Here is a 20,811-nt window from a genome sequence, read left to right as displayed (position 1 = left end):
CGTCAGCGCGGGGCGGGAAGGTTGCTCAGGAACACCTCGAAGGCGGTCGGTTCCACCCGGTACAGGCCGCCGAAGGGGTAGTCCAGCGCCCGGATCGCGATGATCGAGACCGAGATCAGGACGACCAGGCTCAGCGCCATGACCACGTGCACCCGGAGCCGGGCCACCCCGAACAGGAACGTGAACCCGACGGTCACCACCGCACCCAGGACGATCGCGGCCCAGAGCAGCGGGGGCACCGAGTCCTCGATCATGTCCAGCCGGACCCGTCGCTCGGCCGCCAGGACCTCCACCCCCTGGGTGGTGTGGTCGTAGACCACCATCTGCTTGCCCGGCGCCGGGTCGGAGTTCGCGGCGGTCTCCCGGATCCGGTACATCAGCGCGGTGACCTCCGGATCGGTCCGGTGGGACTCCATCAGCTTCCACTCGGAGTCGATCACCGTGTGCGCGTACTGCACGGACAGCCGCTCCAGCGCGCCGCCCTCCGGCAGCGGCATCTGCCGGGAGTTCCAGTACACCCCGGCCAGGGCGCTCGCCTCGGCGAAGGTGTGCTCCCTGGCCTTCTCCACGTTCTCCCACACCGAGATCACCACGAAGGCGAGCAGCACCGCGTACAGCACACCGACCACGGCGAAGATGAAGCCCGCCACGTCGTTGTGGGCCACCCGCACCGGGTGCGGCACGAACCGCTGCAGTGCCCAGAGCCCGCCGATCGTGGCCACCAGCGGGCCGACCAGCAGCATGACGTCGACCCAGTCCATGCTGCTACTCCTCTCACGAGGGGTGACGGTTCGCACGCGCGGTTGACCCGTTGAGCAGTGGTTCCGGGGGCGGCCGTGCGCAGGAAGTCGGCGGGGCCGACTTCCTGCGCTCTCGCTACGCGGCCGTGTGTTCGTCCCGGTGCCGCCGCCCCGTCGCCCGGCCGGTCGCCACCGCGGCGGTGGCCAGGGTGACGAGCGCACAGAGCGCCACCGTCTCGCCGAGCCGCGCCCACGGGAGGACGGTGGGCGCGTGCGCCACCAACCGGCCGAGCGAGGCGTGCTGGGTCACCGCGGCGAGCCCCGTCGCCACGGCCGCCAGCACCGTGCCGACGACCAGCGCCACGGCCGCCTCCGCCGCCGCGATCCGGACGATCTGGCCGCGCACCGCGCCCGCCAGGCCCAGCAGGGCGAACTCGCGGCGCCGCCCGGCCACCGCCATGACCAGGGTGTTGGCGACCGTGATCATGGCGTACGCCAAGGCGATCCCGAGCATCACGACGGCGGCGGTGTCCGTCTGCTCGGCGGCCTTCACCCGCTGGGCGTCCAGGTAGGCCTCGTACGTGGCGAGGCGCGCGCCCGTACCCGCCAGGGCCTCCTCCACCGCCGATCGCCTGACCGAGTCAAGCGAGTCGAGGTAGACCAGGCTCGGCTGCCCGCCCGCCAGATCGGCGGAGACGTACGTGTCGTCGCCCTTGAGCCCGCGCGCGACGATCGCCGTGACGACCGTCCGCACCCGGGCGCCCGTCGGCAGCAGGGTCAGCACCTCGTCGCCGACCGCGAGGCCGTCCGAGGTGGCCGCCTTCTCGTCGAGGACCAGGAAGTTCGGCGGCGGCGAGGCCAGCGAGCCCGCGAGCACCGGCGGGGTCACCGTCGTACCGAGCGCCCGGGCGGGCACGGCGACGGCGCTCAGCGAGTCGATCTGCTCGTTCCCGGCCGTACCGAGGCGGATGTTCATCGGGACGACCGGCGTGACCCGCAGTCCCGGCACGGCCGCCAGCCGCTCCGCCGTACGGGCGTCGGCGCCGGTCACGACGGCCTCCGCGTGCACCTCCTGGCGCTGCCGGGCGAGCACGGACGCGTCCCCGGACTCCTGCATCGTCAGCAGCGTGCCGACCAGCCCGACCGCCACGACGATCGGCGCCACCGTGGCCGCCGTCCGCCGCCGGGAGGTCAGCAGGTTCTCCCGCACCAGCAGCGGCCCGGCCTTCGCCGAACGGCGCAGGGGTGCCGTCAGCAGGGCCGTCACCGGGCGCAGCAGCACCGGCGCGAGCAGGGCCACCGCACCGACGTACAGGAGCGGGACGGCCTCGAACTTGCGGGCGCTGGCGGCCAGATAAGGCTCCGTACGGGCGATCACCACCCCCGCCACGACCGCCCCGACCAGCATCGCCCCGCCCAGCAGCCACCGCAGCGGCGTCATCGCGCGGCGCTCCAGCGCGCTCTCGCGCAGCACCTCGATCGGGCGGATCAGCGAGACGCGGACGAGCGTGGCCGCCGAGCCGGCCATCGCGGCGGCGACCCCGATCACGAAGGCGATCAGGAGGGGGACGGGGTTGAGGGGGACGGTGAACCAGGCCGGCGCCACGTGGTGGTCGACCATCCACGCGCGCAGCGGGCCCGCCCCCAGCGGGGCGAGCGCACAGCCGACCAGCGCCGCCGCGACACCGACCAGCAGCGCCTCGGCCAGCACCATCCGCCGCACCTGCCCGGGCGCGGCGCCGACCAGGCGCAGCAGGGCAAGCTCGCGGCGGCGCTGCTCGGTGGCGAAGGCGAAGGTCGCGACGACAACGAACACGGCGACGCAGACGGCGAGTCCGGTCGTACTGCCCGCCATCGCCTGGGCGTTGGCGAGGGCCTGGGCGCCGCCGGTGGGGTCGGGGTCGAGGCGGGTGCGGTCGCCTCCGGTGAGCACGACGGCCGTGGTGAGGTCCTTCGGGGCCCGATCGGTCACGAGGGCGTTGACGCCCGGGGAGAGGCGCCGGGCCTCCGCGTCGGTGAAGAAGACGGCGTCCTCGAACCAGCGGGCGTCGGTGACGCCGACGACGCGGTACTCACCCTGTCGGCTGCCGATCCTCTCCTTCGCGCCACCCCCGATCACGATCTCGTCGGGGGCCTGGGGTGCGGCCCCGGCCGTCAGTCGGTAGCCGGCGAAGGCCGCCGAGGACCAGGGGTGGCCGGTGGCCTGGGCCACGCCGTGTACGGGGAAGCTGCGGTCGGGGATCGCGCCGGGCACCTTCTCGACGAGGTCCTCCGGCAGCACCGCCGGGGCCTTCATCGGCTGTCCGTCGAAGCCGAGCGGGGCGATGACCGTACGGGCGTTCTGGAACCGCTGCGGCCCGGGGTGCGGCGTGCCGAAGGTGGCCGCGAGGGTCAGCGCCATCAGGCCGATCATCGTGGTGCCGAGCGCGAGGGCGAGGAAGGCGCCGACGAAGCTCGTCATCCGGTGGCGCAGGGTGGCCAGGGCGAGCCTCAGCACGACGCCTCCAGCGACGCCATCCGCAGGGCAACACCCTCGGCGGTCGGCGACGCCAACTCGCCCGTCACCGCGCCGTCCTTGAGGAACAGGACGCGCTGCGCGAACGAGGCGGCGACCGGGTCGTGGGTCACCATGATCACCGTCTGGCCGTGCCGGTGGACCACCTCGCGCAGCAGGGCGAGCACGTCCCCGGCCGTACGGGAGTCGAGGGCGCCGGTCGGCTCGTCGGCGAACAGGACCTTCGGCCTCGTCACCAGCGCCCTGGCGATGGCCACCCGCTGCTGCTGCCCGCCGCTGAGCTCGGCCGGACGATGCCCTCCCCGATCGGCCAACCCGACATCCGCCAGCCCCCGTTCGACCACCGCCGCATCGAGCGGGCGGCCGGCCAGCCGCAGCGGCAGCTCGACGTTCTGCCGGGCCGTCAACGCGGGGATCAGGTTGAACGACTGGAAGACGAACCCCATCTGCTCCCGCCGCAGCACCGTCAGCGCCCGCTCCGACAACTCGTGCACGGGCACCCCGTCCAGCAGCACCCGCCCCTCGTCCACCCGGTCCAGCCCGGCCGCGCACTGCAGCAGCGTCGACTTCCCCGACCCGGACGGCCCCATGATCGCCGTGAACGACCCCGCCCCGAAGCCGACCTCCACCCCGTCCAGCGCCACCACCCGGCTATCCCCCCGCCGGTACTCCTTGCGCACCCCCTCCAGCCGCACGACCTCGACCGAACCCACGTCCCCGCCTTCCCTTCGAACACTGATCACCGCCGCCCGAAGCTACCCGGCCGCGAAGCCCCCGCACCTCAGGGGCCACCCGGAATCCGACCCCTGAGGAATCCCTGATGCGTGGCGCTCCCGGATCGCGAGCCACTCCAGGTACCAGGTCCCGAAGGTGTGGGGGCTGCCGTCCGGATCGAGGCACGGGTCGAAGGGCGGGTCGACCTCGCAGTCACGGAAGCGCAGTTCGCCGCGGTGCGGGCCGACGAGGACCAGCCAGGTGGTCATGGCGCAGCCGCTGTCGCCGATGAGGACGGCGCCGCGGGTGCGTTGGCGGTGCCAGACCTCGTCGCCGGAGTCGGCACCGAAGACCTCGCGGTAGTCGGCGAGGTAGCCCTCCGCCTCGTCGGGGGCGCCGGGCTGGTGACCGGCCGCACGCAGGGTCGCCACCTGTTCAGCGGCCCAGTCCTCGCCTTCGACGAACGGCCCGCTGACGTCCGGCCTCCAGGGGTAGCCGGTCCACCCCCACTCTCCGTCGACGCACTCCAACGACATGAGTTCCTGCGTCGGCCCGGGGCCTCCCGCTCCGACCTGCGCGAGGAACGAGCGGTAGTCCTCCGGCAGTTCGACACCGATCCGGGCCTCCACCTCGGCGATCTGCGCCTGGCTCAGCACCGGCTCGAACTCGTCGTACGCCCGCCCCACCGCCAAGACGCGCTCCCGCGCACCCGACCAGTCCATCCGAACCTCCACCTCTCCTTCAGGACCCGAAGGTGTCGGACAGGCTGGTCAGGACGGAGCCCTGCCAGGCGGTCTCGCCGAACACACTCGCGGGCAACGCCAGTACGCCGTAATCGCGTTGGAGCGTCTCGGCCGGGATGTCGACCGGGAAGAAGTAGTTGCCGGGGCTGGTCAGGCTCTCCTCGAGGATCGCCGCTCGCAGCTCGGGCGGCAGGCGGTCGAGCAACCGCTGGGCCCGTACGGCGAGTTCATCGGCCACGCGCCCGGGAGTGCCCGCATGCTCGCCCAACAGGCTCTCTGCGATGCGCAGTTGCTCCTGGCTCGGCGCGTTCTCCCGGAACGCCGCCGCCAACTCGGCGTCCCCCTCGCCCAGCAGGACCACGCCGAACGTGCGGGGCCACAGCCACCCCTTGGTCACCGAGTGCAGCAGGATCGCCCGCCCGGTGCCCAGGAGCCGCCGCGTTCCGGCGGAGAACGGGGCGCCCAGGTCGTAGACGGCGTCGATCAGCAGGCGGCGGCCCGGTGCGCCCTCCAGCCATGCGATCAGCGCATCGCACTCGGCCTCGGAGAGGCAACGGCCCAGCGGCTTGGTGGGGTTGGCGATCAGCAGGTACTCGGGCCGGTCCTCCGCCTGCGCGTCCGGCAGGACGGGCGCCGGCAGCGTCGGGTACGCGTCGGGCGTCAGGCCCGCCGCGTGGGCCAGCTCGAAGTACACCGGGTACACGTCGCTCGGCAGCCACAACCGCGCCCGCTCGTCGTGCAGTTGGCGGAACACCACGCCGAGCCCGTGCCGGACCCCGCGCGACACCATCGCCCGCCGCGACCACTCCTCCGGCAGCTCGAACCGCCGCAGCCAAGCCCGGGCGAGGTCGCACCGGTACACCGTGTGCGTTCCGACGGGCGGTTCGGGCCGGATCGCCGCGAGCGCCCGGTACAGGTTGGTCTCGGCGGCGTCGAGCAGCGACCCCGGCGCCCCCTCCTCCAACTGCCGCTGCCGGTAGGCCTGGAACTCGTCGAACCTCACGCCGCCACCTCGCTCGCCCGGTCCTCCAGGGAGGCGTAGCAGCGGCCGTCGGCCAGGACGTTCCAGCTGCGCGCGATCCCGTTGCTCCGCTCCCAGTACAGGCTGGGCTCCGTGTACGCGGCGATGCGCATCGGAGCGCCGTCCCACGTGCCGTCGTACACCGGAGCGCCCCAGGGCAGGCGGCTCGCCGCCCCGAAGCCGTGCCCCTCGGCGAACCGGGTGACGACGGAGAGCGAGACCTGGTGGTCCCGGCTCCAGACGTTGGCGTTGCGGTCGAAGTAGAGCGACTCGGTGCTCGTGGAGACGTACAGCTCCTTGAAGCACACCTCCTCGACCCCCAGGGCCGCGGCCCACGAGAGGTACGCGGCGACCCCGGCCTCGTCCTCCACCCCGCCGCGCTGGAGCACGCAGATCAGCCTCAGCCGAAGGCCCGGCCACCGGTCCCGCCCCGCGCGCCAGGTGTCGACCACCTCGCCGACCGGCGTCCGCAGCATCATCAGCCGCTCGCTCACCCCGTCGTCCTGGTGGTGCCGCGACACCGCCAGCACGCTCAGCCCGGCACCGTTCAGGGCCTCCAACCGCTCGGCCCTCTCCGCATCCCCGCCCTTCGCCAGGGTGTGCCCGTTGGTGATCAGGACGACCTTCGGGAACGCCGCCGCACACGCGGACACCAGCCGCACCTGCTGCTCGAACGGTATGAGCGTCGGCTCCCCGCCCCCGGTGATCACCGCCCGCTCGGCCCCCGCCGCCCGGCCCCGCTCCAACCAGTCGCCCACCAGCTCCCACGGAACCCGCGCCGGCGCCTGGTCACTGGATATCGAGGCGGCGGAGAAGCAGAACGAGCACCGCGCCTGGCACGCCGACGCCACGGGCAGCACCGAAACCGACCGCGGCCGCAACTCACCGTACGGCCGGTGCGCCACCGCGTGCAGGCGCAGGGAATCCGCCATCGCGTCCTCGACGGTCGTCGGACGCAACGCGAAACCCTCACCCCCCTCGCCGAGTTCATAAACGCCCGACAGGCGAATGGACGGCTCCCACAGCTCCATCCCGAGCCCGGTCGCCTCGTTGGGCACCAGCTCGCCCGGGTCCACCGCGGTCTCCAGCACCAGCAGCCGGTCCCCCGGAATCGCCAGCCGCTCCAGCAGCCGCCGCGCCTTGCCGACCCCGATCCCCAGCTCCGCCCGCGTCAGCAGGTGGAAGCGGTCGGGAAACGTGCTCTCCGGAATACCGGCTTTACCGTAGGAAAGGGCGTACTTGTCGAAGCCCCTCGCGAAGTTCGACAGCACGATGACGTGGAATCGCTGGTCTGTGCGGTTCATCCGGTCATCATCCACGAGCGGGCCCCTCCCCCGTCACCGATTAAATCGAGGAACGAACCAGCTCATTTCCCCCCACCGAATACCCGCGTGACGGCCCTCTGACCATCGGCGATACTCTTCGCCGGGCAATCGGGAACTCGAACTGTCACGAGAGTTTCCCGAAGCCGACACATCCGGGGTCATTCGCCCAAGGGGGAGCATCCGTGACCATTCGTCATCGCATCGGCCTGGCCGCCGCGGTAGCCGGCTCGGCGATAGCCGGGACCGTCCTTCCGTCGGTCGCGCACGCGGCCGACCAGAGCGTGCTCTACGTCGACAACACGCGCCCGCAGAACTGCAGCGACGCCGGCAGCGGGGCGCAGGACCGACCGTTCTGCACCGTCCAGGCCGCGGTGGACGTCGCACAGCCGGGGCAGACCGTCCAGGTCCGGTTCGGCGGCGAGTACGCCGAGTCGGTCACGGTCAAGCACTCGGGCCTGCCCGGCAAGCCGATCACCATCAAGGCCGACATCCCCTACCGCACGCCCACGACCACCCTCGGCGTCGCGCCGGGGAGGACGGGCGTTCCGGCGGCGGCGCACGCCCTCGTGTTCTCCGGGGTGCACGACATCACCGTGTCCGGCTTCCGGCTCGACGCCTCCCAGGAGAGCGTGCTCGTCCAGGACTCCGAGCGCATCGTCCTGAACCGCAACACCCTCCTCGGCGGCAGCCCCGCGTCCGGCGGCACCCCGTCCTTCCCGGGCCCGACGCCCGCCCTGCGCATCACCGGGAAGAGCAACGCCACCACGGTGAGCCGCAACACGGTCGGGGGCATCGGCACGGTCGGCGTCGCCGTGGAGGCCGGGGTCACCGGGACGGTCGTCACCACCAACGCCATCGTCTCCAACCCCGCCGGCGGCATCACGGTCACCGACGCCCCGGGCACCGTCGTGGCGAGCAACAGCTTCTCCGAGAACTGCGGCAACGACGTGCTCCTGACCGGGAACTCCTCGGGCGCCGCCGTGGTGAACAACATCGTCACCAAGGTCCCGGCGGGTCACTGCTCGGACCCGGCCCTCAAGTCCGCCACCGCCCTGTCGGTCTCCGCCGACTCCGTCACGGGCACCAGGGTCGACTACAACAGCATCGTGCCGGCGGCGAACGGCGGCCTCGCCTACCAGTGGGGCGCGACCGCGTACGCCACGCCCGCCGACTTCCGGGCCACCGGACAGGGCGCCCACGACAACGCCGTCGACCCCAAGTTCGACTACGACGTCAAGCCGCGCGCCGTCGAGGGCATCACGGACGCGGCCGACGCGACCGCGCCCGGCATGCTCGACACCGACTTCTACGACAACCCGCGCGCCGACGACCCGCAGATCGCCAACACCGGCACCGGCGTCGGCTACTACGACCGCGGCGCCGTCGAGCTCCAGGACGAGACCGCCGTCTCCGTCAAGGCCTGGGGGACCACCCCCGCCGGCCACCCGCTGGGCTACCGCGTCCAGGTGCAGTACACCCCCGGCTGGGCCCCGGACAGCGCCACGCTCGACTTCGGCGACGGCAGCGACAAGGTGACGCTGGTCCAGGGCTCCAACCTGATCGACCACGACTACCCGGGCCCCGGCACCTACACGCTCACGGCCACCGCGACCAGCAAGTCCGGCCTGGTCCGCACCGACGTCAACACCCTGACGCTCGCCCCGGTCCCCGCCATCACGGTCAACCCGCGGGCTTCCACCGACGACGTCGCCACCGCGCGGGTGTCCTTCCAGGACAACACCGTCAGCCCGTGGCCGGTCACCCGGTACACCGTCGACTTCGGCGACGGCAGCGCCCCCGTCGTCACCGACGGGCCGACCGCGCCCAACGGCCTGACCCACGTCTACGGCGTCGGCGGCACGTACAACATCACCGAGACCGTCCTCGACAACCACGGGCGCACCACCACCGCCACCACCTCGACCTGGGTCAACGGCCCCCAGCGCGGCGTGCCGTTCGCCGGTTACCTCGGCGGCCCGACCACCCAGGTCGGCCTCTTCGACAACGGCCACTGGCACATCGACTACGCCAAGACGACCGGCAAGCCGAGCGGCAACGCCTCCTTCGGCGACGCCGGGGACATCCCCGTCGTCGGCGCCTGGGAGAACACCTGCCAGTGCCAGCTGGGCATCTACCGGCCCGGCATCTCCACCTTCGCCCTCCAGCTGCAGAACGGGTCCGTCATCGCCGTCCCCTTCGGCGAGCCGGGCGACATCCCGGTGGCCGGCGCCTGGGACCACAACGGCCACGACCAGCTGGCCATCTTCCGCCCCAGCACCCGCACCCTGGCCGTGCGCCACGACAACGGCGGCGTGACGGCCATGTCCTTCGGCAACGCGGGCGACATCCCGATCGTCGGGGACTGGGACGGCGTCCACCACGCCCAGTTCGGCCTCTTCCGCCCGGGCGTCAACCCCGGCGAGTCGAACACCTTCATCCTGCGCCACGACGACGGCAGCGTCTCCACCGCCTCGTTCGGCGCCACCGGAGACCTCCCCGTCGTCGGCGACTGGCAGCGCACCGGGCGTACGACGTACGGCATCTTCCGGCCCAGCAGCCACGTCTTCGCGCTGAACAACCCGAACACCGGCGCGGCCGACCCGATCTTCACCCTGTACTACTGATCCCTGCTCCACCCTCGGAAGGCCGGCACACGGAAACGTGCGCCGGCCTTTCGGCGTACCGGAGTTGACGTCCACTCAACGACCTGACCCGGGCCGATTTATCCGAGTGACAGCCGCTCGATCGTTGACGATATTCTTCGCCGAGCAGCCGGGAACACAACCACCACACGTGCTTCCCGAATTGGACACATCCGGGGTCATTCGCCCAAGGGGGAGCAACTGTGACCGTTCGTCATCGCGTCGGCCTCGCCGCCGCGGTAGCCGGCTCGGCGATAGCCGGACTCGTCCTTCCATCGGTCGCACACGCGGCGGACCAGAGCGTGCTCTACGTCGACAACGCGCAGAACCGACAGTTCTGCACCGACACCGGCACCGGAACCCAGGACCGGCCCTTCTGCACCATCCAGGCCGCCGTGGACCTCGCGGAGCCGGGCCAGACGGTTCAGGTTCAGGCCACGCCGGGCAACGTCTATCCCGAGATGGTGACGGTCAAGCGTTCGGGCCTGCCCGGGAAGCCGATCACCATCAAGTCCGACATTCCGTACGGCACACCGCAGACGATCGTCGGCACCCACTCCTGGACGGCGGGCACTCTGCCGGCCCCGCACTCGCTCGTGCTCTCCGGGGTGCACGACATCACGGTGTCCGGCTTCCAGTTCGAGGCGCCGCAGGAGAGCGTGCTCGTCCAGGACTCCGAGCGCATCGTCCTGAACCGCAACACCATCCTCGGCGGCAATCCCGACTTCAACGGCAACCCGTCCTACCCTGCTCCGACCCCTTCCCTGCGCATCACAGGAAAGAGCGCCGCCACCACGGTCAGCCGCAACAGGGTCAACGGCAACGGAACGACGGGCATCACCGTGGACACCGGGGTCACGGGGACGGTCATCACCACCAACGTGATCGTGAACAGCCACAGCGGCGGCCTCCTCGTCACCGGGGCACCGGGCACCCTCGTGGCGAGCAACACCTTCGCCAAGAACTGCGGCAACGACGTCTCCCTCGCCGGGAACTCCTCCGGGGCCACGGTGGTCAACAACGTGATCACCAAGATCTTCCCGCCGCGCTGCAGCGACCCGGCGCTCAAGTCCGCCACCAACCTGTCGGTCTCGGCCGACTCCGTCACCGGGACCAAGGTCGACTACAACAGCATCGTTCCGGCGGTCGACGGCGTCAGCTACCAGTGGGGCGCGACCCCGTACGCCACGCCCGCCGACTTCCGGGCCACCGGACAAGGCGCCCACGACAACGCCGCCGACCCGAAGATCCCGTACTACACCGCCGACTTCAAGCCCCAGGCAGCCGAGGGCCTGACGGACGCGGCCGACGCGACCGCGCCCGGCATGCTGGACACCGACTTCTACGACAACCCGCGCGCCGACCACCCCCAGATCGCCAACACCGGCACCGGCATCGGCTACTACGACCGCGGCGCGATCGAACTCCAGGACGAGACCTCGGTGTGGCTCCACGGGACCGTCTCCCCGACTCCCGGCCACCCCCTGCACGCACAGTTCCAGACCCAGTACCACATCGGCTGGGCACCGGACGGGGCGAGGCTCGACTTCGGCGACGGCAGCGGCCAGGAGGACCTCGTCCAGGGAAGCGGCCAGATCGATCACGACTACACCGCGCCCGGAACATACACGGCGACGGCCACCGCGACCGCCAAGACCGGCCTGGTGCGCACGTTCAGCGTCACACTGACGATCTCCCCGGTCCCCGCCATCTCGCTCTACCCGCAGACCGGCACCGAGGACCAGGCGACAGCGCGGGTCTCCTTCCGGGACAACACCACCAGCCCTTGGCCGGTCGTCCGCTACACCGTCGACTTCGGCGACGGCAGCGCCCCCGTCGTCACCGAGGGCGCGAACCCGCCCATCGGCCTGACCCACGACTACGGCGTCGGCGGCGACTACACCGTCACCGAGACCGTCGTCGACAACCACGGCCGTACGGGCACCGCCTCCTTCACGGCGCACGTCAAGGGCCCCCACGCCGGCGTGCCGTTCGCCGGTTACCTCGGCGGCCCGACCACCCAGGTCGGCCTCTTCGACAACGGCCGCTGGCACATCGACTACAACAAGCGGAACGGCACACCGAGCGGCCACGATTCCTTCGGCGACCCCGGAGACATCCCCGTGATCGGCGCCTGGGAGGACACCTGCCAGTGCCAACTGGGCATCTTCCGGCCCAGCACGAGCACCTTCGCCCTCCGGCTACGCAGCGGAGCCGTCGTCGCGGTCCCCTTCGGTGAGCCCGGTGACATCCCGGTCGTCGGTGCCTGGGACCGCAACAACCACGACCAGTTGGCCATCTACCGTCCCAGCACCCGCACCCTCGCCGTCCGCCACGACAACACTGCCGTGACCACCTTCCAGTTCGGCGACGCCGGCGACATCCCCATCGTCGGTAGCTGGGACGGCGGCCGTCGCGCCCAGTTCGGCCTCTTCCGCCCCGGCCGCAACCCCGGCGACTCCAACACCTTCATCCTCCGCCACGACGACGGCAGCGTCTCCACCGCCTCGTTCGGCGCCACCGGAGACCTCCCCGTCGTCGGCGACTGGCAGCGCACCGGGCGTACGACGTACGGCATCTTCCGGCCCAGCAGCCACGTCTTCGCGCTGAACAACCCGAACACCGGCGCCGCCGACCCGATCTTCACCCTCTACAACTGACCCCTGTTCCACCGCCGGAGGCCGGCACGCGTCTTGCGTGCCGGCCTTCCGCCATTTGGAAGTTGACGCTCCCTCAGTCACTGTCCCCCGCCGATTAATCCAAGTGACAGCCACTCGATCGTTGACGATATTCTTCGCCGAGCAACCGGGAACACAACCGCCACACGTGCTTCCCGAATTGGACACATCCGGGGTCATTCACCCAAGGGGGAGCAACTGTGACCATTCGTCATCGCGTCGGCCTGGCCGCCGCGGTAGCCGGCTCGGCGATAGCCGGGGTCGTTCTTCCGTCGGTCGCGCACGCGGCGGACCAGAGCGTGATCTACGTCGACAACACGCTCAACGCCCAAGGCATCCCGTACTGCAGCGACACCGGCAGCGGGACACAGGACCAGCCGTTCTGCACCGTCCAGGCCGCCGTGGACGTCGCGCAGCCGGGGCAGACGGTACAGGTCACGCCGGGTGGCACCTATCGCGAACCGGTCACGGTCAAGCACTCGGGCGAGCCCGGAAAGCCGATCACCATCAAGGCCGACATCCCCTACCGCGATCCGTCGACGAACCTCGGCACCCGTTCCTGGAACGGGAACACACCGCCGGCCGCGCACGCGCTCGTGCTCTCCGGGGTGCACGACATCACGGTGTCCGGCTTCCAGTTCGACGCGCCGCAGGAGAGCGTCCTCGTCCAGGACTCCGAGCGCATCACGCTGAACCGCAACATCCTCCTCGGCGGCAACCCCGTGTTCGAGGGCCGCCGGTCCTACCCGAACCCGACGCCCGCCCTGCGCATCACCGGGAAGACCGCCGACACCACGGTGAGCCGCAACAGGCTCCAGGGCGACGGAACGATCGGCCTCGCCGTGGAGGCCGGGGTCACCGGAACGGTCGTCACCACGAACGAGATCGGGTACAGCCGGACCGGCGGCCTCGTGGTCACCGGCGCCCCGGGCACCGTCGTGGCGAGCAACTCCTTCGCCAAGAACTGCGGCAACGACGTGCTCCTCACCGGGAACTCCTCGGGGTCCACGGTGGTGAACAACGTGATCACCAAGGCCCCTGCGGGTAGCTGCTCCGACCCGGCCCTCAAGGCCGCCACCGCCCTGTCGGTCTCGGCCGACTCGGTGTCCGGGACCAAGGTCGACTACAACAGCATCGTGCCCGAGGCGGGCGGTGCCGGCTACCAGTGGGGCGCGACCCCGTACGCCACGCCCGCCGACTTCCGAGCCACCGGACAGGGCGCCCACGACAACGCCGTCAACCCGGCGTTCGACTCCGAGTACAAGCCCCAGGCCGTCGAAGGCCTGACGGACGCCGCCGACGCCACCGCGCCCGGCACGCTGGACACCGACTTCTACGACAAGCCCCGCGCCGATCACCCCCGCATCGCCAACACCGGCACCGGCGTCGGCTACTACGACCGCGGCGCGGTCGAACTCCGGGACGAGACCTCCATCTCGCTCAAGTCCGTGCTCTACACCCCTCCCGGCCACCCGCTGAACATCCAGCTCCAGGTCCAGTACTCCCCCGGCTGGGCTCCGGACGGCGCCACGCTCGACTTCGGTGACGGCAGCCCCGCGGTGACCCTGGTCCAGGGGTACACCGAGATCAACCACGACTACCCCGGCCCCGGCACGTACACGGCGAAGGCCATCGCGGCCACCAAGACCAGCCCGGTCCGCGCCGTTCCCGCCACGTTCACGGTCGCCCCGGTCCCCGCCATCTCGCTGAACCCCCGGGCGGGCACCGTCAACGAGCCCACAGCGCGGGTCTCCTTCCAGGACAACACCGTCAGCCCCTGGCCGGTCACCCGCTACACGGTCGACTTCGGCGACGGCTCCGCCCCCGTCGTCACCGAGGGCCCGAACCCGCCCACCGGCCTGACCCACGAGTACGGTGTCGGCGGCACGTACACCATCACCGAGACCGTCCTCGACGACCACGGCCGCACAGCCACCGCATCCGTCCCGACCAAGGTCACCGGCCCCCGGGTCGGGGTGCCCTTCACCAACGGCCTCGGCGGCCCGACCACCCAGGTCGGCATCTTCGACAACGGCAACTGGTACGTCAACTACACCAAGACGACCGGCCCGGCCCCCGTCTACGGGTCGTTCGGCGACCGCGGGGACATCCCCTTCGTCGGCGGCTGGGACTACGACTGCCAGTGCCAGCTGGGCATCTACCGTCCCAGCATGAGCACCTTCGCCCTCCGAGTGAGCAGCGGAGCCGCCGTAGCCGTCCCGTTCGGCGAGCCCGGCGACATCCCCGCCGTCGGCGCCTGGGACCACAACGGCCACGACCAGCTCGCCATCTACCGCCCCAGCACCCGCACCCTCGCCGTCCGCCACGACAACGCCAGCGTGACGACCATGACCTTCGGCGACACCGGCGACCTCCCCGTCGTCGGCGACTGGGACGGCGTCCACCACGCCCAGTTCGGCCTCTTCCGCCCCGGCCGCAACCCCGGTGAGGCCAACACCTTCATCCTCCGCCACGACGACGGCAGCATCTCCACCGCCACCTACGGCGCCACCGGAGACGTCCCCGTCGTCGGCGACTGGCAGGGCGCCGGCCGCACCACCTACGGCATCTTCCGCCCCAGCACCCACGTCTTCGCCCTCAACAACAGCTACACCGGACGCCCCGACTCCATCTTCACCCTCTACAACTAACCTCTGTTCCAAGGAAGGCCGGAGCACGGACCACCGTGCCCCGGCCTTCCGCCGTGTCCACCGCCCTACGAAACCTTGTACTCGCCTGCCAGCCGCCGGACTTCGGCGTTCTTGAACGCCTCCACCTCTTCCACGATCCCGCTCCTCACTCAAATCCTCGGCGGTCGTGCCGAAGACCGAGACGTTCACCCTGTGGAGGCCCGCCGCCGAGCACTCCGCCATCACCTGCCGTCCGCGCTCCCCGTTGCTGGTCATGCCGACGCTCAGGCCAACGCGGGTGAGCGAGGCGACCAGTGCGGGCACCTCGGTGTGAAGGGTCGGCTCGCCGCCCCTGAGGTGCACCTCGTCGGCGCCGAACGCCCTCGCCACGGTTCGCACCGCCCGCCGGAACGACAGGTTCGGAGCCATACGCGGCCGGTCCTACCAGGCCCGGCCGCGAAGGGCGGCTCGGTGCGGCCTCGATGATCGGCAGTGACGGGCGTTCCTTCGTTGTGGCAGAACGTGCAGGCCAGCCCGCAGTCGTCGATCACCTTGATGCGGATGGTCCTGTCACGGACGATGCGGACCGCCGGTCGGTTGAATGCTGGCAACGTTCGTCTCCTGTCATTCGAACGTGAGCCGAGGGATCGCCTCGATGTCGATCCCGTAGCGGTGGTAGACCTTGGTCGTGTTCTCGCTGGTCAGTTCGTCCAACGGGAGCCCCAGCGCAAGAGCGGTCGCATGGACGTGCTCGGCACTGTCGCCCTCGATCTCCAGGTACGGGGGAATCAGTGGCCAGTGGTCGATCTCGACGGCCGCGCCCCCGAACGTCCAGGAGGACCGACGGTTCTCCTGGTACGCCTTCGGCCGGTAGCCGAGCTTGCCGAGGATCGCGTTCGTGGTGTCGAAGTCACCGACGCTCGTCTCCGTTTCGGTGACGCCGTCGGTGGCGTCGGAGTGGATCTCCTTGACGCACAGCGTGACGTCGGAGCCGGTGTCGCGCAGCCGTACCCACGCGCCCGGCCGACCGGGGATGTCGTAGACGTAGCGGCGCTGGAGCCGGTCACGCAGGTGCTCGGCACCAACCTCTGCCAGACGAGAACGGATGGCCTCCGCCTCGATGTTGAGGATCTTCGCCTCGAACTCGATTGCGGTCACAGATGCTTGCCTTCCTCGATGCGGTACGCACGCACGGCATCGGCGATGCCGCGCGCCACTTCGTCGGCCGTACGGCCGGTGCCGTCCACCGGCAGCAGGCCGAACTCCCGGTACACGCGGGTGCTTTCCGCCACGTTCGGTTCCTCGCGCTGGTGCCAGTACGACAGCGCCCCTCGCTCGGCACGCCCGCGAAGCCGCTCTTGGCGGACGCCTTCCTCCACTTCCAGCAGGATCGCCACGTCCGGGACGAGGGCCTCGTCCGGATACCTCGGCGCGCAGTCGTGGCCCATCGCCCTGTGCGTCGCGACGGTGCGCGGGAAGTAGGACTCGACCACGACCGTCCGGCCGGCCTCGACTAGGGCCCGCGCGGTCTCGGACTTGATGTGGTTCGCCATCATCCACCAGTGGAACCTCGCCGGCAGGACGCCGGTGGCATCGACCTCTGCCCGCATACGCGGGAAGGTCGGCAGCGTCCGGTCCGTGAGGTGAACACCGTTGACGAGTGCGGCGATCAAGGGCGCGACGGTGGTCTTCCCGCTCGCGCTGAGTCCGTCGAGGGTGACGAAGACCCCTCGGGTCACGTCCGTGCGAACTCCGTTCCCGGGTCGGTTCATCGCGGCCCCCAGTTCCAGGGAATCCGATGGGCTCCGCGCAGGCACGCCACTCGGTACATGGCCTGCCGACGGGTGTGGGCGTCGAGGTGGGCACGGCGTACCACCTCCATCACCTCGGTGAGCACGACGAGGTCGCGCACGACCTGGTAGCCGGACCAGGCCCCGATGTAGGCGCGCTCCAGGGGGCGGTCCTCGTACGAGAGGTAGGTGTCGGCGAAGCGCCCGTGGTCCTCGCGTGGGCCGATCAGTTGCTCGGAGCGCCAGCGGGCGGCGACCAGATCCCATTCACGATGGCCTCGTTGGAGCGGGCGGCGCAGCAGGAAGCCGACGCGGACCCCGTTGTCGTGGCACGGCACCATGCGGAGGCCTCCGAGGATGACCGTGTCCGGAGACGGCCAGTCGAGGTAGTCCCACTCCTCACGCAACTGGGCCTCGCGCCCGCAGAGGAACCGGCGGGCGGAATCGTCGAGCGGAGCGGAGTCCAGACCGTCCAACAGCCCGTCGAACGGGTCGTGCTCCCCGAGCCGGGGAGCCGTTGCGGGATCGATCCTGTGCGTGAGAGCCGTCACCCAGGCGGACAGGGAGGTGTCGCTGCTCGGTTTCCCGGGATCCTGCCAGAAGGTCACGGCCCGCCCGTCCTCGGTGACGTGAGCACCCTCGCTCCACGGAGGGATCACGGCAACCTGCTGCTGCCGCAGGGTCTCCGCTCCCTCGACGAGCGCCCAGGCCTCGTCCGAGCTGGTGTGCACAATGGCGAGTGCACGCAAGGCAGGTAGCGTCCAGAGATGGTTCGGCCTGTCACTGACCAGCTCAGCTCGCCGAACATCGGCACCGGTAGTCACGACACACGCCTCACGCGGCCGGGCCCGGGGCGGGCACCCGCCGGAGGCGGGTGGGGGGTGGATGGTGGGGAACGGCGGTAGAACTCCGAAGCGAAGCTGATGACGCGCGGGTGTTCACCCCACAGGACGAGGCCGCCCGGGCGGCCTCGTCCATTGGTAGTCGGTCAGCCCACGGAGGAGTACGCGATGATGCCGCGGCGGAGGCTGTCGATGGCCTTCCGGGCGGTCTTGCGCAGGTCGGCGTCCTCGCCGGCGGCGTCCTGGATCTGGCCGAGGACGTCGATGAGCTGCTTGGTCCAGCGGACGAAGTCGCCGGCCGGCATCTCGGCGTCGCGCAGGACCTGGTCGAGGCTGTGGCCGAGGGCCCAGCGGTAGGCGGCCCAGGCGAAGCCGAGGTCGGGTTCGCGCTGGCCGACGCCTTCCGCGGTGTTGATGCGGTGCTGCTCCTCGAGAGCGTCGAGGTGGCCCCAGATGCGGACCATCTGGCCGAGCGCCTCCTTGGCACCGCCCTCCGGTACGCGGGGGGTTGCGGCGTCGTCGGACTGGCGGGACTCGTACACCAGTGCCGAGGCGCAGGCGGCGAGTTCGGCGGCGGCGAGGCCGCTCCAGACGCCTTCGCGGATGCATTCGGAGGCGAGCAGGTCGAGTTCGCCGTACAGCCGTCCGAGCCGCTTGCCGTCGTCGGTGACGGTGTCGCCGCGCAGGTAGCCGAGGTCGGTCAGCAGTCCGCACACCCGGTCGAAGGTGCGGGCGATGGTGTGCGTCCGCGAGCGCATCCGGCGTTCGAGCAGTTCCGTGTCGCGGTGGAGCCGGTGGTAGCGCTCGGCCCAGCGGGCGTGGTCCTCGCGGTCGGAGCAGCCGTGGCAGGGGTGCTGGCGGATCTCGGCGCGGAGCCGGGTGATCTCGGGGTCGTCGGCGGCGGCCGCGCGGCCGCGCCGGAACCGCTCGGGTTCGAGGTGGCCGGCCTTGGTGCGCAGCGCGGAGGCGAGGTCGCGGCGGGACTGGGGGCTGCGCGGGTTGAAGGACTTGGGGATGCGCACCCGCTCGATCGCCTCCACCGGGTGCGGGAAGTCGATCATCGCGAGCCGCTTGACCTGCCGTTCGGCGGTGAGCACGACGGGCCGCGGCCCGTCCTGGTAGTCGGGGTGGCGCGGGCCGCCCCGGCCGGAGCGGTTGACGGGCGGCAGGCCGGGGTCGAGGACGAGGGCGAGGCCGGCGAACTTGCCGGTGGGGACGTGGATGACGTCGCCCGGCTTGAGCTGCTCGATGGATTCGACGGCGGCGGCGCGGCGCTGGCTGGTGCCCTCGCGCGCGAGCTCGTTCTCGCGGTCCTTGAGCGTGCGCCGCAGCTCCATGTACGCGTCGAAGTCGCCGAGGTGGCAGGTCATGGACTCGCGGTAGCCGTCCAGCCCCTCCTCGTTGCGCTGCACCTGGCGCGCGATGCCGACGACGGAGCGGTCGGCCTGGAACTGCGCGAAGGAGGTCTCGAGGAGTTCGCGCGAGCGGTGCCGCCCGAACTGGGCGACGAGGTTGACGGCCATGTTGTAGGACGGCCGGAAGGAGGACTTGAGCGGGTACGTGCGGGCGCCGGCGAGCCCGGCCAGGGCCTCCGGGTCGAGGCCGCGCTGCCAGAGCACGACGGCGTGGCCCTCGATGTCGATGCCGCGCCGCCCGGCGCGCCCGGTGAGCTGGGTGTACTCGCCGGGGGTGACGTCGGCGTGGGTCTCGCCGTTCCACTTGACGAGCTTCTCCATGACCACCGAGCGGGCGGGCATGTTGATGCCGAGGGCGAGCGTCTCGGTCGCGAAGACGGCCTTGACCAGGCCCTTCACGAACAGCTCCTCGACGACCTCCTTGAACCGGGGCAGCATTCCGGCGTGGTGGGCGGCGATGCCGCGCTCCAGCCCGTCCAGCCACTCGAAGTAGCCGAGGACGTGGAGGTCCTCGTCGGGGATGTCGGCGCAGCGCTCCTCGACGAGGGTGCGGACGACGGCGCGGTCGGACTCCTTGTTGAGCCGCAGGCCGGAGGTGAGGCACTGCTGGACGGCGGCCTCGCAGCCGGCCCGGCTGAAGATGAACGTGATCGCGGGCAGCAGGCCCTCGGCGTCGAGCCGGTCGATGACGTCGACGCGCCCGGGCGTCCAGACCTTGCCGGGACGGCCGTTGGGCATGGAGCGCCCCCGGCCGCGGCCGAAGCGGTCGCGCGGGTTGCGGTCCAGCTCGGAGCGGGCGAGGCGGACGAGTTCGGGGTTGACGGCCTTGCCGGGGTTCTTGAGGTTGTGCTTGGGCCGGCCGTCGCGGTCGGGGTCGGCGAACAGGTCGTACATCCGGTTGCCGGCCATCACGTGCTGCCACAGCGGCACGGGCCTGGTCTCGGAGACGATCACCTTGGTGCCGCCGCGGACGGTGTCGAGCCAGTCGCCGAACTCCTCGGCGTTGGAGACGGTCGCGGAGAGCGAGACGAGGGTGACCGACTCGGGGAGGTGGATGATGACCTCCTCCCAGACGGCGCCGCGGAAGCGGTCGGCGAGGTAGTGGACCTCGTCCATGACGACGTAGCCGAGGCCGTCGAGGGTGCTGGAGCCCGCGTAGAGCATGTTGCGCAGCACCTCGGTGGTCATGACCACCACGGGGGCGTCGCCGTTGACGGTGTTGTCGCCGGTGAGCAGGCCCACCTTGTCGGCGCCGTAGCGCCTGACCAGGTCCCCGTACTTCTGGTTGGAGAGCGCCTTGATGGGCGTGGTGTAGAAGCACTTGCGCCCGGCGGCCAGGGCCAGGTGCACGGCGAACTCGCCGACGATGGTCTTCCCGGAGCCGGTGGGGGCGGCGACGAGCACGCCCGATCCGGCTTCGAGGGCCTCGCAGGCCTCGACCTGGAAGGCGTCCAGCGGGAAGTCGTACAGCTGCTGGAAGCCGTACAGGGCGGTGGCCTGCTCCGCGGCCCGGCGACGGCTGGCCGCGTAAGCCTCGGCGGGGCTGAGCTCCAGGCTGGCCTGGGGCTCTGGATCAGGGGTGTTCATCGCCGTCCGGGTGTGGTTGGTGTGATCTCGCATCTCAGCGAGAGGTTACCCGGGAGGGGTGACATCGATAGCACCCTTTTTCGCGCGGGTGTCCGTCCCGCGCAGCGGGTCGGCGGACGTCAACCGGGGCTGACGAGATCACTCCTCTCCCAAATCCATAGTTGCAAAT

General features: G+C 71.0%; 14 protein-coding genes. 4 read left to right on the top strand and 10 right to left on the bottom strand.

What is annotated here, in order from left to right; translation table 11 throughout:
- Positions 1 to 2: 2 nt before the first annotated feature.
- From ACIRRS_RS20740 to ACIRRS_RS20715, 6 genes are all read right to left on the bottom strand, one after another.
- Positions 3 to 761: a DUF4239 domain-containing protein gene (locus ACIRRS_RS20740; RefSeq protein ID WP_402972630.1), complete on the bottom strand. Its 759-nt coding sequence runs from the start codon at positions 759 to 761 to the stop codon at positions 3 to 5.
- 115 nt (positions 762 to 876) lie between these two features.
- On the bottom strand, positions 877 to 3,237 hold the full coding sequence (locus ACIRRS_RS20735) for an FtsX-like permease family protein (protein ID WP_402972628.1): 2,361 nt from the start codon (positions 3,235 to 3,237) through the stop codon (positions 877 to 879).
- A complete protein-coding gene (locus tag ACIRRS_RS20730; RefSeq protein WP_402972626.1) occupies positions 3,231 to 3,968 on the bottom strand; it encodes an ABC transporter ATP-binding protein in 738 nt (245 codons plus the stop codon). The genes ACIRRS_RS20735 and ACIRRS_RS20730 overlap by 7 nt, the downstream gene beginning before the upstream one ends.
- 42 nt (positions 3,969 to 4,010) lie before the next feature.
- Positions 4,011 to 4,703 carry an SMI1/KNR4 family protein gene (locus ACIRRS_RS20725; protein ID WP_402972624.1) on the bottom strand — a complete coding sequence of 231 codons (693 nt, stop codon included), beginning with the start codon at positions 4,701 to 4,703 and terminating at the stop codon, positions 4,011 to 4,013.
- A 7-nt stretch (positions 4,704 to 4,710) separates the two neighbouring features.
- Entirely contained in the window at positions 4,711 to 5,715 is a 1,005-nt protein-coding gene (locus tag ACIRRS_RS20720) for an aminotransferase class I/II-fold pyridoxal phosphate-dependent enzyme (protein ID WP_402972622.1), read from the bottom strand.
- A complete protein-coding gene (locus tag ACIRRS_RS20715; protein ID WP_402972620.1) occupies positions 5,712 to 7,037 on the bottom strand; it encodes a radical SAM protein in 1,326 nt (441 codons plus the stop codon). The genes ACIRRS_RS20720 and ACIRRS_RS20715 overlap by 4 nt, the downstream gene beginning before the upstream one ends.
- A 203-nt stretch (positions 7,038 to 7,240) precedes the next feature.
- Between ACIRRS_RS20715 and ACIRRS_RS20710 the strand changes: the two genes are divergently transcribed.
- The 4 genes from ACIRRS_RS20710 (at position 7,241) to ACIRRS_RS20695 (ending at position 15,342) form a co-directional block, all read left to right on the top strand.
- Entirely contained in the window at positions 7,241 to 9,682 is a 2,442-nt protein-coding gene (locus ACIRRS_RS20710; RefSeq protein ID WP_402972618.1) for a PKD domain-containing protein, read from the top strand.
- 221 nt (positions 9,683 to 9,903) lie between these two features.
- A complete protein-coding gene (locus ACIRRS_RS20705; protein ID WP_402972616.1) occupies positions 9,904 to 12,360 on the top strand; it encodes a PKD domain-containing protein in 2,457 nt (818 codons plus the stop codon).
- Between the two features lie 218 nt (positions 12,361 to 12,578).
- Positions 12,579 to 15,029 (top strand): PKD domain-containing protein, encoded by a 2,451-nt coding sequence (locus ACIRRS_RS20700; RefSeq protein WP_402972614.1) that lies wholly within the window; start codon positions 12,579 to 12,581, stop codon positions 15,027 to 15,029.
- A 166-nt stretch (positions 15,030 to 15,195) separates the two neighbouring features.
- A complete protein-coding gene (locus tag ACIRRS_RS20695; RefSeq protein WP_402972612.1) occupies positions 15,196 to 15,342 on the top strand; it encodes a hypothetical protein in 147 nt (48 codons plus the stop codon).
- Positions 15,343 to 15,632: 290 nt separating this feature from the next.
- On the opposite strand, the gene ACIRRS_RS20690 is transcribed toward ACIRRS_RS20695, so the two are convergent.
- The 4 genes from ACIRRS_RS20690 to ACIRRS_RS20675 form a co-directional block, all read right to left on the bottom strand.
- Positions 15,633 to 16,166: a class IV adenylate cyclase gene (locus tag ACIRRS_RS20690; protein WP_402972610.1), complete on the bottom strand. Its 534-nt coding sequence runs from the start codon at positions 16,164 to 16,166 to the stop codon at positions 15,633 to 15,635.
- Entirely contained in the window at positions 16,163 to 16,747 is a 585-nt protein-coding gene (locus ACIRRS_RS20685; protein ID WP_402972608.1) for a hypothetical protein, read from the bottom strand. Before ACIRRS_RS20685 ends, ACIRRS_RS20690 begins: the two co-directional genes overlap by 4 nt.
- Positions 16,748 to 16,776: 29 nt before the next feature.
- Positions 16,777 to 17,529: a hypothetical protein gene (locus ACIRRS_RS20680; protein WP_402972606.1), complete on the bottom strand. Its 753-nt coding sequence runs from the start codon at positions 17,527 to 17,529 to the stop codon at positions 16,777 to 16,779.
- Between the two features lie 257 nt (positions 17,530 to 17,786).
- On the bottom strand, positions 17,787 to 20,642 hold the full coding sequence (locus ACIRRS_RS20675; RefSeq protein WP_402972934.1) for a DEAD/DEAH box helicase: 2,856 nt from the start codon (positions 20,640 to 20,642) through the stop codon (positions 17,787 to 17,789).
- Between the last annotated feature and the right edge of the window lie 169 nt (positions 20,643 to 20,811).

This window comes from Kitasatospora sp. NPDC101183 (assembly GCF_044767945.1).
GTDB lineage: Bacteria > Actinomycetota > Actinomycetes > Streptomycetales > Streptomycetaceae > Kitasatospora.
Note: the sequence above shows the minus strand (reverse complement) of the source record. Positions and strands in the feature narration are given on the sequence as shown.